This is a genomic window from Arthrobacter sp. (assembly GCF_031179385.1).
Classification (GTDB): Bacteria; Actinomycetota; Actinomycetes; order Actinomycetales; family Micrococcaceae; genus Arthrobacter_D.
In genome coordinates this window covers 1-14800 of record NZ_JAPSHV010000010.1, presented here as the reverse complement: position 1 = coordinate 14800, position 14800 = coordinate 1, and the positions used below count along the sequence as shown (strand labels likewise).

Genomic DNA, 14800 nt, shown 5'->3' with positions numbered 1-14800 from the left:
GAGCTGCTGCGGGTGCCCGCTCAGGCGGTTCACGGCGGCATCCCATTCGGGCGCGTTCCAACAAGGAGTAATGGCAAGATTCATGATGCTAAGCCTATCGGCAGGGGCCCGATGCGAGCGCAGCGAGGGGTGGGAGGCCAGGAGGCGCTATCGGCAGGGGCTTGGGTGCAACTTACGGAACGAGCTTGACGTCCTCGCCGCGGAGGTTGGCACGGAAACCGTCGTCCTGGACCGTGACGTCCTGAAGGACCAGACCTTCGGGCAGACCCTCGATGCTGTGCTCGATCGTCACAAACCTGCGCACGACGGCCGCGGTGGCGTTGGAGAGGAAGTCCGGTCCGCCCACGTCGATCGAACGCGGCTCCATCACGAGCCTTCCCGCTTTAACGTCGACCGTCCCGGTAGCGGTGACGCGCAATTCGCGCCCCAGAACCTCAACGACCCGAACCACCAGTACCTGCCCAGCGTCGGCAGCGCGAACCTCCGCCCCTCCGCCAAGCTCGTCCGCGACGACCTCGAAGGGCACGGTCGCGTCGACTGTGAGCCGTGCAGCGACCAGACCGTTCGGGCCTGTCAGCACGTCCTGCCCAACAGCCCGGACGTCCCGAAGCACCGAGTCGGGGGTCACCACCGTCCCGGCGTCCAGCACAAGGTCAGCGAGCCACACGTCGTCCGCACCAAGGTCGGCGGGAGGCTGCGCGTCCGGCGTCCCGCCGTCGGAAGCTTGCGCTCCTTGGGACGGCGACGGCGACGGTTCTCCCCCACCGGCAGGGTCGCTCACAACCAACCACAAGATCCCGACGGCGGCCACCAGGACAACGATCATCCCGGCAGCACCGATCAGCCAGTCCTTCGCACGCGTCCGGTCCATGGGACAGCCTGACGGCTTGCCTAGCTCAGGCGGGCGTAGCTCTCCCACTTATGGGCCTGGTGCTCACCGTCGACCACGCGGATGGTGCCGGACTTCGACCGCATCACGATGGACTGGGTCAGCACCTTGCCGCCGTGGTAGCGGACGCCGCGCACCAGGTCACCATCAGTGATGCCGGTGGCAGCGAAGTAGCAGTTGTCGCTGGTGACCAGGTCATTGGTGGAAAGTACCCGATCGAGGTCGTGTCCGGCGTCGAGCGCCTTCTGCTTCTCGTCATCGCTGGTGGGCCACAGCCGGCCCTGGATTACGCCGCCGAGGGACTTGATGGCGCAGGCAGCAACAATGCCTTCCGGAGTGCCGCCGATACCCATGAGGGCATCGATGTCGGTGCCTTCGCGTGCCGCCGCGATGGCACCGGCGACGTCGCCGTCCATCAGGAAGCGGGTGCGGGCACCGGCGTCGCGGATCTCCTGCACCAGCGGGCGGTGCCGGTCCCGGTCGAGGATCATCACGTTCACCTGGTTGACCTTCTTGCCCTTGGCCTTGGCGATCAGGTGGAGGTTCTGCTTGACGGGCAGGCGGAGATCCACCATGTCCGCGGCCTCGGGACCGGTGACCAGCTTCTCCATGTAGAAGACGGCCGAGGGATCGAACATGGTGCCGCGCTCGGCAACGGCAAGAACCGCAAGCGCATTGTTGATGCCAAGGGCGGTCAGGCGGGTGCCGTCGATCGGGTCAACCGCGACATCGCACTCGGGTCCGCTGCCGTCACCGACACGCTCGCCGTTGTACAGCATGGGCGCTTCGTCTTTCTCACCCTCGCCGATCACCACGACGCCGTTGAAGTGCACGGTGGAAAGCAATGAGCGCATGGCGTCGACTGCGGCGCCGTCGGCCTTGTTCTTGTCACCGAAACCCACCCAGTGACCGCCGGCGATGGCTGCGGCTTCAGTGACGCGCACCAACTCCAGCGCGAGGTTGCGGTCCGGTTCGTCGTCGCCCACCGCGAGGGCGGGGGAAAGGGTTGAATACTGGGCTTTTTTTACGGTGTCGGACACGTTTACCTCATCATCGAATTAGCGGACCCTCTTGCGCCAATCATAATGGTGCGCCGCTATCCGGCCATTTCCGTGACGTGACCGCGGTGAGCGACAATGGATAGGTGAGCAGCACCCAGGAAAACCAGCAGGACGCACCGGCAACCCCGGTACTGACCGCCAAGCAGGCCAAGCGCGCCAATGCCTCATCGATCGGCATGTTCATCGCCACAGCCGTCACGCTGGCGCTGGTTCTGTTCGTCGTGCTCCTCAATCCCACGCACACAGCGGACACGTACACACGCGACGTCGACGTCGCGACCATCGCAACAGAAGCCGAAGACGCCGCCGGGTACACCCCGGTCGCCGCCGATCTGCCGGAGGGCTGGACCTCCAACTACGCGCGCTGGACGGGCTCGGCTTCCGACGGGGTCGCCTTCTGGGAGGTGGGGTATCTCACACCCGAGCGGGAGTTCATCCAGGTGACGCAGACAAACGCCTCGAACCCCACGTGGCTGTCGCAGCGCGTGGACCGCGCCGAGCCGTCCGGGCAACGCGTGATCGACGGAGTGACCTGGGAGCTGCTCGACAGCACCTCCGGCGACGCTTTCCTCACCACCGAGCAGGACGGCTTCACGCTCATCCTGAACGGAACGGCCGATCTGGCGCAGTTCGACCTCCTCGGCAGCGCAGTGCTCGACGAACTGAAGTAGCACTCACCTGAACCGGCACGTCAACTGAACGAGACCCGCTCAACGTAAAGTCACCAACCGGGCGGGCCAGGGCCGGGGCGCAGTACAGTGAAAATCGTGAGCTCACAACTGACCCCCGCTGAAGCCTGGCAGAAACTCCGTGATGGAAACGCGCGGTTCATCTCCGCCTCGTCATCCCATCCCAATCAGGACGCTTCCCGACGAGCGTCACTGGTGAACACCCAGGATCCCTTCGCCGTCATCTTCGGTTGCTCCGACTCCCGTCTTGCGGCAGAAATCATCTTCGACGTCGGGCTCGGCGACATCTTCGTGGTCCGAACAGCCGGCCAGGTGATCGACGACGCCGTCCTCGGGTCGCTCGAATACAGCGTGAGCGTGCTCAAGGTCCCCCTGATCGTGATCCTCGGACATGACTCCTGCGGTGCCGTCACCGCGACTGCCCAGTCGGTGGAATCGGGCACCATGCCGACCGGTTTCATCCGCGACCTCGTCGAGCGCATCACGCCGTCGGTGCTGACGTCACGGCGCAACGGTGTCGATGACATCAACGGCATGGTTGAGGAGCACATCCGGCAGACAGGCCAGCGGCTTGTCGACTCCTCCCGCGTGATTGCCGACGCGGTCGAGAAGGGGACCACCGCCGTCGTCGGCGTCACCTACCGGCTCGACGAGGGCAAGGCCGACGTCATTTCGGAACAGGGCAGTCTCTGACGTGGCGTCGTGACGTGTGACGTGGCGTGTGGCGAATGGCGTATGGCGTTCGAGACTGTGATTTGTGGCTCGGTGATTTGTCGCGTCCAGCGCGACCGGCCAGAATTGGCGCATGACAATTGATTCCCAGGAGAACGTCGACTACCGCATAGAACACGACACCATGGGCGAGGTTCGGGTTCCCGCGAACGCCCTCTACCGCGCACAGACCCAGCGTGCAGTGGAGAACTTCCCGATCTCCGGCAAGACGCTGGAACGGACGCACATCGAGGCCCTGGCACGGATCAAGAAGGCGGCCGCTACGGCCAACGCCGAACTCGGTGTGCTCGATGAAGAGCTCGCCCGCGCTATCGAGGTCGCCGCTGACCAGGTTGCCACCGGACAGTACGACGGCGATTTCCCCATTGACGTGTTCCAGACCGGTTCCGGAACCTCGTCCAACATGAACACCAACGAGGTTCTCGCCGAACTCGCCTCCCGTGCACTCAAGGACGGCGGCAGCGACAAGGTGGTCCACCCCAACGATCACGTCAACGCTTCGCAGTCCTCGAACGACGTCTTCCCGACGTCGGTACACGTCGCCGCCACGTCCGCGCTGATCAATGACCTGATCCCGGCCCTTGAATACCTGGCTGAGTCCCTGGAGCGCAAGGCCGAGGAGTTCGCCGGCGTCGTGAAGTCCGGCCGCACCCACCTCATGGACGCCACCCCGGTCACCCTTGGCCAGGAGTTCGGCGGTTATGCTGCTCAGGTCCGTTACGGCATCGAGCGCATCAACGCCTCGCTCCCCCGCGTTGCTGAGGTTCCGCTCGGCGGCACCGCTGTCGGTACCGGCATCAACACCCCCGCCGGCTTCTCCGCCCGCGTGATCGAGCTGCTCGCCGAAGATACCGGCCTGCCGCTGACAGAAGCCCGCAATCACTTCGAAGCCCAGGCCAACCGAGACGGCCTCATCGAGGCGTCGGGGCAGCTGCGCAACATCGCGTACTCGTTCATGAAGATCAACAACGACCTGCGCTGGATGGGTTCCGGCCCGAACACCGGCCTCGGTGAGATCGCCATCCCGGACCTGCAGCCAGGGTCCTCGATCATGCCGGGCAAGGTCAACCCCGTCATCTGCGAGGCGGCCATCATGGTCGCCGCCCAGGTCATCGGCAATGACACCACGATCGCCCTGTCCTCGACCAACGGTGCGTTCGAGCTCAACGTCGGCATCCCCGTGATGGCCGCCAACCTGCTTGAGTCCATCCGCCTGCTCGCCAACACCAGCCGCGTGATGGCGGACAAGATGATCGACGGGCTCACCGCCAACGAGGAGCGCGCGCGCTTCCTCGCTGAGGCATCGCCGTCGATCGTGACGCCGCTGAACAAGTACATCGGCTACGAGAACGCGGCGAAGATTGCCAAGAAGGCCGTGGCTGAAGGGCTCACGGTCCGGGAAGCCGTCGTCGCACTCGGGTATGTGGAGCGCGGTGAGCTGACCGAAGCGCAGCTGGACGAGGCTCTCGACGTACTCTCCATGACGCGCCCGCCGCAGTAGCGCCTCACTTCACACAAACGAGCGAGGGCCCGCCATGGAAGCACTATCCATGGCGGGCCCTCGCTGATTAACGAATCGAACCTCCGTGAGTTGGCAGGACACACCCCGTATGGCGGGCCATTCGGCGCGTGTCCTGCCAGGTCAACGTGGCGTTAGCGGGCCGGCCCCACCACCACCAGGCGGTCCCAGCCGAGCAACTCTCCGGCGGCGGACTGAACAGCCACGCGGTTGTCTCCCGGCCGGGTGCCCTCCGGCGTGGTGATGGTGACGGTGCCGTCGTCGTTCACGAGGTGCCAGCCGAGCGCTGCCTGGCCGAGGTAAACGTGCACGTACCCCTCCACAGGCAGATTCGAGAGAACGACCTCCGACGCTCCACGGGGGAACTTCTGCTTGGCCAGGCCGAGATCCAGCTGGTTCTCGTCAGTCAGGTCATCCTTCACCGGAGCATCCGGCGTGGAGGACGGCTTGACGAGTTCACCCGGTGCCGGCTCCTCGCCGGTGTAGGCGATGCTCGGCGCCTTCGGCTTCTCCATGCCTTCCCCGAGGAAGTACGAAGTGTGCGGAGGCTGGTTGTAGGAGGTGTTCTGCCATGCAACACCCAGGCGGTAGACCGGGTCCGACTGCAGGGTGCGCAGCCGGTGGTCCGTTACGTTCACCGTGGTGGCGATACGCAGGGCGGTGGAATCGTCGGTGCGGGTGACGATCTCTTCGCGCCAGTCGCCGAACAGGTCCGCCTGCAGGGCCGGTGTGCCCTTGGTGTCGTTGTTCGTGACGGTTCCTTCGGCCCGGTAGAGAACGTCCTCCGTGTTGGTTTCGTAGTTCCACTTGGAGATGGTCGGAACACCCGTGCGGGTGGCCTCGGTCCATTCGTGGTCGGTGATCTCCCGAAGCAGGTCTCCGTCCCACCAGGTGAGGAAGTTCGCCGCCGGGATCTGCTCCGCGATCAGGTCGCCGTTGCTTGCGCGCAGCTGCCCCACCGGAGAGTTCCATGCGGCGTCTCCGCCGACAGCCCAGCCCTCGGCACCGGGGTGCCTGGGATCAATGTCGGCCATGGCCGCGCGGCCGGTGTCCTTCGTCGCCGGGATGGACCAGATGATCTCTCCCGTTGCAGCATCACGGTACGTGGCACCCTTGTTACCCGAGGACCCCATGTCCTCGTGCGCTGCGAATACCTCGAGCCCCTTCCGCGTCGGGTCGAAGTCCGACACGTGCAGCGAGTCACCGTGCCCGAGGCCCGTGTTGTGGAGGGCGGTGCCGTCATCGTCGATGGTCATGGAACCGAAGACGATCTCGTCCTTCTGGTCGCCGTCGACATCGGCAACCGAGAACTGGTGGTTGCCCTGTCCGCGGTACTGGTCCCCTGACTCGTCTGAGTCAAAGGTCCACCGTGGTGTCAGCGTGGTGCCGTCGAAGTCGTACGCTGCGATCACTGCGCGGGTGTAGTAGCCGCGGCTGAAGACAACGCTCGGCTTCTCGCCGTCCAGGTAGGCGACTCCGGCGAGGAAACGGTCTACGCGGTTGCCGTAGGTGTCCCCCCATGAACCAACATCGCCGCGTGCCGGGATGTAGTCGGTCGTGTCGACCGCTGCACCGGTGGCGCCGTTGAATACCGTGACGAATTCCGGACCTGTCAGGACGTAGCCGCCGGAGTTCCGGTGGTCGGCGCGGGCGTCGCCGATGACAGCGCCCGTTCCGTCCACGGTTCCGTCGGCGGTCTTCATGGTCACTTCGGCGGTGCCGTTCCCGTCAAGGTCGAACACCTGGAACTGCGTGTAGTGTGCGCCTGCCCGGATGTTCTTGCCGAGGTCGATGCGCCACAGGCGGGTTCCGTCCAGCTCGTAGGCGTCAACGTAGACGTTGCCGGTGTAGCCTGCCGAGGAATTGTCCTTCGAGTTGGTCGGATCCCACTTGAGCACGATCTCGTACTGTCCGTCGCCGTCGACGTCACCAATGGAGGCGTCGTTGGCCCGGTAGCTGTACGGCTGGCCGTCCTTGGTGACGCCATCGGCCGGCTTATCCAGCGGAACGTCCAGGGTCTGGGAATCCCACACCGCGAAGTCCTCGGTGGCCCAGCGCTCGGTGCCGTTCATGACGGTGCTGATGCGGTACGTCGAATCGGCTGTGCCTTCGGCGTCCAGCAGGTTGGTGCTGGACGTGACCGGCTCGGTGGTGATCCGGTCACCGTTGCGGTAGACGTGGAACCCGATCTCCTCGGGATCCAGTCCAAGCATGCGCCAGCCCAGGTACACACCCTCACCGGAGGCTACGGCCACCGGTGAGCGGTCGAGACGCTCGGCCTGACGCACCAGCGTGGTGACTGCCGGCGAGGTAACAGTCTCTGACTGCGCCGAGACGCCGCCTGCGTTCACCGCTGCCACCGCGTACTTGTACTCCACAGTGGTGAGAACGTCCGTGTCAGTGAACGTGGTGTCCTCTGCACGCCCTACCAGCTGCATCTCGCTGAAGGAACCGTCCGCCTGGGGATCGGCACGGAACACGTGATAGAACAGCGCACCTTCGGAAGGCTTCCAGCTGACGGTCACGTCGTTCTTGTTGACGTCACCAAGGGTCAGGCCGGTCGGAACCGGTGCCTTTTCAACATCGGGATCGACGGTGGTCAGCTCGACCGCGTTGGAGGGCACGGACTCCGCGCCCGCCGCATCGAGCGCGACGACGGTGTAGGTGTACTCAAGGCCGATGTCGGCTGTCGTGTCCACGAAGGACGTGCCCTCGACGTCACCGAGCGGCTCTGCCTTGGCACCGGCCGACTGCCGGTAGATCCGGTACGCAACGGCGTCGTCATTGCCGGTCCAGCTCAGCGACACCGCCACCTCATTGCCGTCGATAACGACGTCGTCGGCGGCCAGTTTGGTCGGAGCCAGCAACAGCGGAGTGATCTCGATGCCGTTGAGGCGCGAGGAAGCACCCGTCATGACGAGGTTGATCTGACCATCGGTCACGAGGACCGGCTGGCTGATCTTCTGCGACACCGCGGCGCGACCGGCGTTGGAGGAACCGAAGTCCTTGCCTTCGATCTGGACGTTGGAGCGGCTGGTGCCGATCCAGTCGCCGTTGTACGTCTTCACGGCGTAGCTGCCGTTGGGAACGTCAACCACGAACTCGTGGTCCGGGGTCGGCAGGAGGAAGTCTCGCTCCAGGTCGGTGGGTGCAGGATCGAAGTTGATCCCGCGGTCACGGCCGGCCATCCCTGCGGGATCAAGCCATCCCCAGCCGGCTTCTGCGGTGTAGACCGAAGCCTGGCTCACCTCGGTGTAACCGGGCATGAGGGGATTACCCTTCAGCTGAACGTCGAACTTGTACAGCGGCGCCTTGGTAGTGACCCGGACAGCGTCCGACGGCGCGGAGTCGCCCCGCCCGTTCACGGCCACCACACGAAGGTCGTAGGACTGGCCTTCCTCAAGGCCACCGACTGAAGCCAGCGGCAACGTGGAGGTGGTGATGAGGACGTAGGCGTCCTCACCGGCGTCGGCCTTCTTGCTGAAGACCTTGTAGATGTCAGCGCCGTCGACTGCGTCCCAGGTCAGTTGTGCTCCCGCGTTGGAAACACTGCCTGCGACAAGACCGGTCGGCGCTGCGGGCACCTCTGCCGGCGGTTCAACCGACTCGACCTCCGAGGCGAGCGGGATGTCGAGCTTTGCCACATCGGTCGCCACGAGGCGCGCCATCTGGATGGCACCGTACTCCTGGAAGTGGGTGTCGTCCACGGTGCCGTTCGGCCGGTTCGCGTAGACGCCGGCAGGTACGTGCAGGAAGACTGACTTTGCTGCTTCCGGCCCAATCTCCGTGAGGTAGGCGCGGCTGGAAGCCGAAAGGTCGACCAGCGGGGTTCCCGTTTCGGCGGCGAGCTTGGACGCGGCGGCAACGTAGTCCGGGAAGGATACGTTCGCTTCACCGGTTTCCGCGTTGTAGGACCGGCGGGATACCGGCGTGACAATCACCGGAGTAGCGCCGCGCTGCTTGGCGCCGTCCACGAAGGTACGCAGATACTCGTAGTAATCGCCCGGGGCGGCCCAGCGGTCGTCGACACCATAGCTGTTGTCGTTGTGGCCGAACTGGGCAAACAGGTAGTCGCCGGGCTTGACGTTCAACAGCACCTCATCCAGGCGACCCTGGCTGATGAAGTTCTTGGCGCTGCGTCCGCCGATGGCCTTGTTTTCCACGGTGACGTCATCGGACAGGAACCGCTCGATCATCTGGCCCCAGCCGGCCTGCGGCACGTAGTCGGCGGTGTAGCTCTGAACCGTGGAGTCACCGGTGATCCACGCGGTCGGCTCGGTACCGGCTTCATTCGGCGTTTTCTGGGTGATCACGAGTGAATTCAGATTCGCGGCCGCGCCTGCAAACTCGAGGTTCAGCTGGCCGTCCACGATGGCAATGTTGAATCCCATCTCAAGGTACTGGCCCGCGAGCTTCTCGGTGCGTTGCACCTTTGCCATCTGCTCGGCCGTGATGGCGATATCCGTCGCGCCCTGCGCATCACCGGCGATGAGATCCACCGTGTAGTTGCCGTTGGGCAGGTCCACGACGAGTTCCGTGTCACCTACCGTGACGAAGTCCGAGCGCGCAGCGTTCTCGCCGCCACGGTCGGTTGCACTGACCTGGCTCACATCGACGAAGCCCACACGGTTGTCAGCGGTGTAGGCGCTGGTTGCGTCCACCCGCACGGCCCCGGCCGCTGTCGCCCCGTTTCCGAGGTCGAGCGACAGTACGCCGTTGTCAGGAAGGGCTGGAGCGTCTGTGCTCAAGCTGGATGCGGCGGCAGCCGACGGCTTCGAGAGACCGTCCGCTCCGCGTGCCTGGACCTTGTAGTAGTGGACCTTCGTCGTATCCACGGCATCCGTCAGGTAAACCGTCCGGTCGCCGGTTTCCGCAACCTTGGTGTAGGTGCCGTCAACGGTGTCGGACCGGCTCACGACGTAGCCGGTGGCTCCGCTGACTTCATTCCAGCGCAGGGTGACACCGGCAGCGGTTACATGCGACATGCGTACCGACTGGGGCGCGGCAAGAGTCGAAACCGGTTCTTCCGGCTCCGGTTCCGGCTCGGGTTCCGGTGCCACTTCGGCTTCAGTGATTTGAATTCCGTTGACGTATGCACCGGCACCGACGCCGGTGAGGTCGATGGTCAGCTGACCGTCCTCGACAGTTGTCTGCCACGTTTGTTCGGAGACAGCCTGACGGGACTTGATGGTGCCCGCGGGTACGCCTTCCAGGCTCACGTTCGTCGTCGTCGTGCTCGTTCCGGCGAGTTGGTCACCCGACAGGACACGGACACTGTAAGCGCCGTTGGGAACATCCACCGCGAAGCCCCACGCCGAGCCAAGGACGAAGTCGTTGTTGAGCGGGTCCACCGGGTCCGAAGCGCGGTTACGGGATACCGGCGCTGCTCCATCGACCGGTACGATCCCGTATCCGGCTTCAGCGGAGTACTTGGTGGTTTCCGTGACGCCGGTCCACCCGTCCGCGACAGGACTGGTGGCTGTTCCGAAGTCGAAGGATTTGTTGAGCGGTTCCTCCGCCGCTATGGCCGGCGTTGTAGCCGAGCAGAGACCGACAATAGCGGTTCCTGCGATAAGAGCGCGCACAGAGTGCGGGCGGGGATTTCCGGGGGTCATGGCATCACACCTTGTGGTTTCGACAGTGAAATTTGGGGTGGTTCATGGGCCGACCGAGAGCAACAGGGCACGAGAAAAGGACAGGATTCCTGGGTGCAATGAAACGATTCACGGAGACCAACGAAGACCAGCCTAATGGTGAGGACTGTCACATTCAAGGGGTGAGCACATATTTCAGAAAACGTTTCCTCGACGGGTTGGGCAGAGGTGGGACGGTTGGAACGCGAACTCGCCGCAGCGCCGAGCAGGGGCACGGGCGAAGCCAGGAACCCCTAGCGATCAGCGTTCAAAGTCAGGGACGCCCGTCGAGTAGCGCGCATTTTCTGCATGCTTGCGGTGCAGCGGGTTCAGGTCCGGCAGGTCATCGAGACTGAACCAGCGCACGTCCATGGACTCGTCGTCATTCACGCGGGCGGCACCTGAGACGTAACGGCATCTGAACACCAGACTCAGGAAGGTGCATACGTCCTGATTGGGAAACGTCATGGGCCCAACGACGTCGATGCTCACCAGATGCTCCACCTCGACCGCCACCCCGGTCTCCTCCTGAACCTCCCGGACGATTGCCTGCGCGGGATGCTCACCGGGATCGATGATCCCGGTGATGAGCGTCCACTGGCCGGTGTCGGCGCGGCGTCCGAGCAGGACCCGACCGTCGTCGTCGTACACCACCGCCGCCGCTCCGGGGAGCCACAGCGGGTCGTGGCCGATTTTGGAACGCAGGTCCTGGACGAAGTCAGGGGTAGGCATGATTCTCAGCCTAATGCGAGGACAACGCCCGCTCCGACGATCATGAACGGCCCGAACGGAATGGCCGTCTTCGCATTCGCCCGCCTGCTGACGATGAGGATGACGCCCCACAAGCCCCCGAGCAGGAACGCCGCGAAGGTTCCCCACAACAGGAACGACCACCCGACGAAGCCGAGGTACAGTCCCAGCACGCCGGCCAGCTTCACGTCGCCGAAGCCCATGCCCGCCGGGTAGATGAGGCGAAGGATGAAGTAGAAGACCCACAGGACCGCTGCCCCGCCGGCAAGGGACACCAGCCTCCCCCAGTCCTGGGCGGCGAACGCAGCGGCGATGAGCAGCACGCCCGCGGCAGGGTAAGACGGGAAAATGATGCGGTTGGGCAGCCGGTGGGTTCGGATGTCGATGACACTGAGCCAGATTCCGACCACCGCGAGCAGGATCAACGCGAGGGCGCATAGCCAGAATGCCACGGGAGCCGTGTCCCAGTACTCCCCCATCAGCGCCAGCATGTGCCTACCGTAGCTGAATCTCCTGCCCTGACTCACATGCCGGGCTTACACTGTGGATATGTCCGCTTCCAGCGGTTCGACCCCGGCGAGCGTCTTCCGATCCCTCTGCCGTTCCTCGCCGTGGCGCTGGGAAACGGTGCGCTTCTCGGTGTCGTGGATCAGCACGGACGGGGAGTCGGATCCCCTGCGCGCCTGGGTGCGTCGACCTGCGGCGCTGCGCGTCGAAACGGCGGATGGAGCGCTTCTCCACAGCAGCACGGGGAACGAGCATTCCCGTGACTCGTTCTACGTCAGTTCGAGCAAGAGTTCGTGGCTTGTGGCGCCGAGCCTGATTACGCCCGTCTACAACGAGGTGGGTTACGTGCACCGCAGGCCGAAGGCCGCCTATGGCGAACCGGTCTTCGGCGACCCGCGGTGGGCGGCGATGCTCGACCCGGTCGAGCTGGCCGGTGATGCCCCGGTCCCGTACGAGACACCTTTCGCGAACCGGGTCGAACTTGACGACCTTGGCGAGGAGATTTACGAGGGCCGCCGCGTGCTCGCCGCCACCGCTACCCCGAACATCTCCTACCAGCCGTTCACGCCCGGCCGCCCATTGATCGGACAGGGGCGGACGCGGGTGGTGGTCGATGTCGCGACCGCCATCTGCGTCTCAACTACCGCGCTCGATGGCCCCCTTCAGGGGTGCGGCCACCGCCTTGCCATCAAAGGGGTGAACGAGTACATGATCGATGACCTGTTCAACGACGCCCCACCGACACTCACCGATGTCCGGGAGCATATCCCGTGGCAGGTCGGCTGACCCGCCACGGGATGAGCAGGATCCTGTCGAGCTAGACCTCGGCGCCTTCCAGCAGGTCCGTCACCAGGGCCGCGATCGGCGAGCGCTCGGACCGCGTCAGCGTGATGTGCCCGAACAAAGGGTGCCCCTTCAGGGTTTCGACGACGGCGGCAATGCCGTCATGCCGGCCCACCCGAAGGTTGTCCCGCTGCGCCACATCGTGAGTCAGGACAATCTTCGAGTTCTGGCCGATCCGGCTCATCACGGTGAGGAGCACGTTCTTCTCCAGTGACTGCGCCTCATCAACGATCACGAAGGAGTCATGCAGGGACCGGCCACGAATGTGGGTCAGCGGCAGGACCTCGAGCATGCCCCGGTCCATGACCTCCTCGACGACCTCCTGCGACACCAGCGCGCCCAGTGTGTCGAAGACGGCCTGCGCCCACGGATTCATCTTCTCGCTCTCGCTCCCCGGCAGGTAACCAAGCTCCTGACCACCGACCGCGTACAGGGGACGGAACACAACAACTTTGCGGTGCTCCCGACGCTCCAGCACCGCCTCCAGTCCCGCGCACAGCGCCAACGCGGACTTTCCCGTTCCCGCGCGGCCGCCCAGCGACACGATTCCCACCTCGGGGTCCATCAGCAGGTCGATGGCCAGTCGTTGTTCCGCGGACCGACCATGCAGTCCGAAAACGTCGCGGTCACCGCGTACCAGCCGCACCTGCTTGTCGGCGCCGACCCGGCCCAGGGCCGAGCCCTTCCCGGAGTGGAGGATGACGCCGGTGTTGGCGGGCAGTTCCGCGGCTCCCGGGAGGAAGACGGGCTCATGCGCGTAGAGGGTGTCGACGTCGTCGTCCAGCGTGTCCAGTTCCGCCACCCCGGTCCAGCCGGAGTCCTTCACGAGCTCGTTGCGGTACTCATCCGCCTGGAGGCCCATGGCGGAGGCCTTGACGCGCATCGGCAGGTCCTTGGACACCACGGTCACGTTGCGCCCCTCGTCCGAGAGGTTCTTGGCGACGGCGAGGATGCGTGAGTCATTGTCCCCGCTGCGGAAACCGACGGGCAGCACCTCGGTGGAGACGTGGTTGAGTTCGACGCGCAGGGTGCCTCCCTCGGTACCCAGCGGAATGGCCTGGTTCAGCCCGTTGTGTTTCACCCGCAGGTCGTCAAGGAGCCGTAGCGCCTTGCGGGCGAAGTAGCCCAGCTCAGGGTCGTTACGCTTGCCTTCGAGCTCGGTGATCACCACGATCGGCAGGATCACCTCGTGTTCGGCGAAGCGGGTGATGGCCCGCGGGTCTGACAGCAGCACGGACGTATCCAGAACGTAGCTGCGGCTGCCAAGGCTCTCGACAACAGAAAGGCCCGCCGCTGCGAGGAGTTCATCCTGCGCTGCCGGGCGGGCCTGGGTGGTGTCGGTTGCTGGCGCCTGTGTTGGGCGAGATGTGGCCACTTCAACTCCACTTCCCCGGGCGCTCGCGCCCGAGAATATCTAGGGCTTGGGTGAGGCGGGCCGGCCAGAAGGCCGCGCACGGCCTCCCCTTTTCAGTGCGTGTGCTGTTGGGCACGTTGCCTGCATAGGTGGCCTTCCCGTTCGGTCGGCGGGTGCCGATCGATGGAATTGACATTACGCCCGCAAACGACGACGTCGGCAGTCGCTTCAGGCGCGTGTCGCGCGAAGCCCGGCTGAACTTTGGGTAACGCTGCGGGGCCGGCTCAGCAGCCGAAGCGCCGCTGGCGCCGCCCGTAATCTCGAAGAGCTCGGAGAAAGTCGACGCGGCGGAAATCCGGCCAGAGGGCCTCGCAGAAATAGAACTCGCTGTAGGCGCTCTGCCACATGAGGAAGCCGGAAAGTCGCAGCTCCCCCGAGGTGCGGATCACGAGGTCGGGGTCCGGCTGTCCGCGCGTATACAGGTACTCGGAGATCTGACCGACCGTCAGGTTCTCCGCAACTTCCGGGAGGGTCGATCCCTCGGAGTCAGCTTGCAGCAACAGCTCCTTGACGGCGTCGACGATCTCGCGCCGACCGCCATAACCCACGGCGACGTTGACATGGAGTCCTTCGATGGAGGCTGTGCGCCCGGCAAGTTCGGTGACTTTCGAGGCGAGGTGTTCCGGGAGAAGGTCGAGCGCCCCCACCGGTTGGACGCGCACTTTACGGGTTTCACCTAGTCGGTCAAGGGTGTTCCCGATGATGTCCAGCAACTGCTCGATTTCCTCGGCAGAACGGTTCATGTTGTCGGTGGAGAGCATGT

11 protein-coding genes are annotated in these 14800 nt (G+C 64.7%); 4 read left to right on the top strand and 7 right to left on the bottom strand.

Features of this window, described 5'->3' with window-relative positions; all coding sequences use genetic code 11:
- Positions 1–172 precede the first annotated feature (172 nt).
- Together RIF85_RS03300 and glpX are read right to left on the bottom strand one after the other, a co-directional pair.
- Positions 173–871, bottom strand: a complete 699-nt coding sequence (locus RIF85_RS03300) for an LmeA family phospholipid-binding protein (RefSeq protein WP_309070485.1) — start codon at positions 869–871, stop codon at positions 173–175.
- A gap of 20 nt (positions 872–891) precedes the next feature.
- Positions 892–1929 carry a class II fructose-bisphosphatase gene (gene glpX / locus RIF85_RS03295; RefSeq protein ID WP_309070484.1) on the bottom strand — a complete coding sequence of 346 codons (1038 nt, stop codon included), beginning with the start codon at positions 1927–1929 and terminating at the stop codon, positions 892–894.
- A gap of 104 nt (positions 1930–2033) precedes the next feature.
- Between glpX and RIF85_RS03290 the strand changes: the two genes are divergently transcribed.
- From RIF85_RS03290 to RIF85_RS03280, 3 genes are all read left to right on the top strand, one after another.
- Positions 2034–2621 carry a DUF4245 domain-containing protein gene (locus RIF85_RS03290; protein ID WP_309070483.1) on the top strand — a complete coding sequence of 196 codons (588 nt, stop codon included), beginning with the start codon at positions 2034–2036 and terminating at the stop codon, positions 2619–2621.
- A gap of 96 nt (positions 2622–2717) precedes the next feature.
- On the top strand, positions 2718–3332 hold the full coding sequence (locus RIF85_RS03285) for a carbonic anhydrase (RefSeq protein ID WP_309070482.1): 615 nt from the start codon (positions 2718–2720) through the stop codon (positions 3330–3332).
- A 112-nt stretch (positions 3333–3444) separates the two neighbouring features.
- Complete coding sequence (locus tag RIF85_RS03280; protein ID WP_309070481.1) at positions 3445–4872, top strand: class II fumarate hydratase; 1428 nt, start codon at positions 3445–3447, stop codon at positions 4870–4872.
- A gap of 152 nt (positions 4873–5024) precedes the next feature.
- On the opposite strand, the gene RIF85_RS03275 is transcribed toward RIF85_RS03280, so the two are convergent.
- From RIF85_RS03275 to RIF85_RS03265, 3 genes are all read right to left on the bottom strand, one after another.
- On the bottom strand, positions 5025–10505 hold the full coding sequence (locus RIF85_RS03275) for a fibronectin type III domain-containing protein (RefSeq protein ID WP_309070480.1): 5481 nt from the start codon (positions 10503–10505) through the stop codon (positions 5025–5027).
- A 279-nt stretch (positions 10506–10784) separates the two neighbouring features.
- A complete protein-coding gene (locus RIF85_RS03270; protein ID WP_309070479.1) occupies positions 10785–11255 on the bottom strand; it encodes an NUDIX domain-containing protein in 471 nt (156 codons plus the stop codon).
- Between the two features lie 5 nt (positions 11256–11260).
- Positions 11261–11764 carry an A24 family peptidase gene (locus RIF85_RS03265; protein WP_309070478.1) on the bottom strand — a complete coding sequence of 168 codons (504 nt, stop codon included), beginning with the start codon at positions 11762–11764 and terminating at the stop codon, positions 11261–11263.
- 58 nt (positions 11765–11822) lie between these two features.
- On the opposite strand from RIF85_RS03265, the gene RIF85_RS03260 reads away from it, so the two are divergent.
- Positions 11823–12566 carry a hypothetical protein gene (locus RIF85_RS03260; RefSeq protein WP_309070477.1) on the top strand — a complete coding sequence of 248 codons (744 nt, stop codon included), beginning with the start codon at positions 11823–11825 and terminating at the stop codon, positions 12564–12566.
- Positions 12567–12597: 31 nt separating this feature from the next.
- Here RIF85_RS03260 and RIF85_RS03255 read toward each other — a convergent pair whose 3' ends face one another.
- Together RIF85_RS03255 and uppS are read right to left on the bottom strand one after the other, a co-directional pair.
- Positions 12598–13998, bottom strand: a complete 1401-nt coding sequence (locus RIF85_RS03255) for a PhoH family protein (protein ID WP_375164455.1) — start codon at positions 13996–13998, stop codon at positions 12598–12600.
- Between the two features lie 263 nt (positions 13999–14261).
- Positions 14262–14800 (bottom strand): polyprenyl diphosphate synthase (gene uppS, locus RIF85_RS03250; RefSeq protein ID WP_309070476.1); only part of this gene is annotated, 539 nt, incomplete at its 5' end.

Coding starts and splice junctions, on each gene's coding strand:
- RIF85_RS03270 (WP_309070479.1), bottom strand. CDS start 11,255: ATGCCTACCCCTGACTTCGTCCAGGACCTGCGTTCCAAAATCGGCCAC.
- RIF85_RS03265 (WP_309070478.1), bottom strand. CDS start 11,764: ATGCTGGCGCTGATGGGGGAGTACTGGGACACGGCTCCCGTGGCATTC.
- RIF85_RS03260 (WP_309070477.1), top strand. CDS start 11,823: ATGTCCGCTTCCAGCGGTTCGACCCCGGCGAGCGTCTTCCGATCCCTC.
- RIF85_RS03275 (WP_309070480.1), bottom strand. CDS start 10,505: ATGACCCCCGGAAATCCCCGCCCGCACTCTGTGCGCGCTCTTATCGCA.
- RIF85_RS03300 (WP_309070485.1), bottom strand. CDS start 871: ATGGACCGGACGCGTGCGAAGGACTGGCTGATCGGTGCTGCCGGGATG.
- RIF85_RS03280 (WP_309070481.1), top strand. CDS start 3,445: ATGACAATTGATTCCCAGGAGAACGTCGACTACCGCATAGAACACGAC.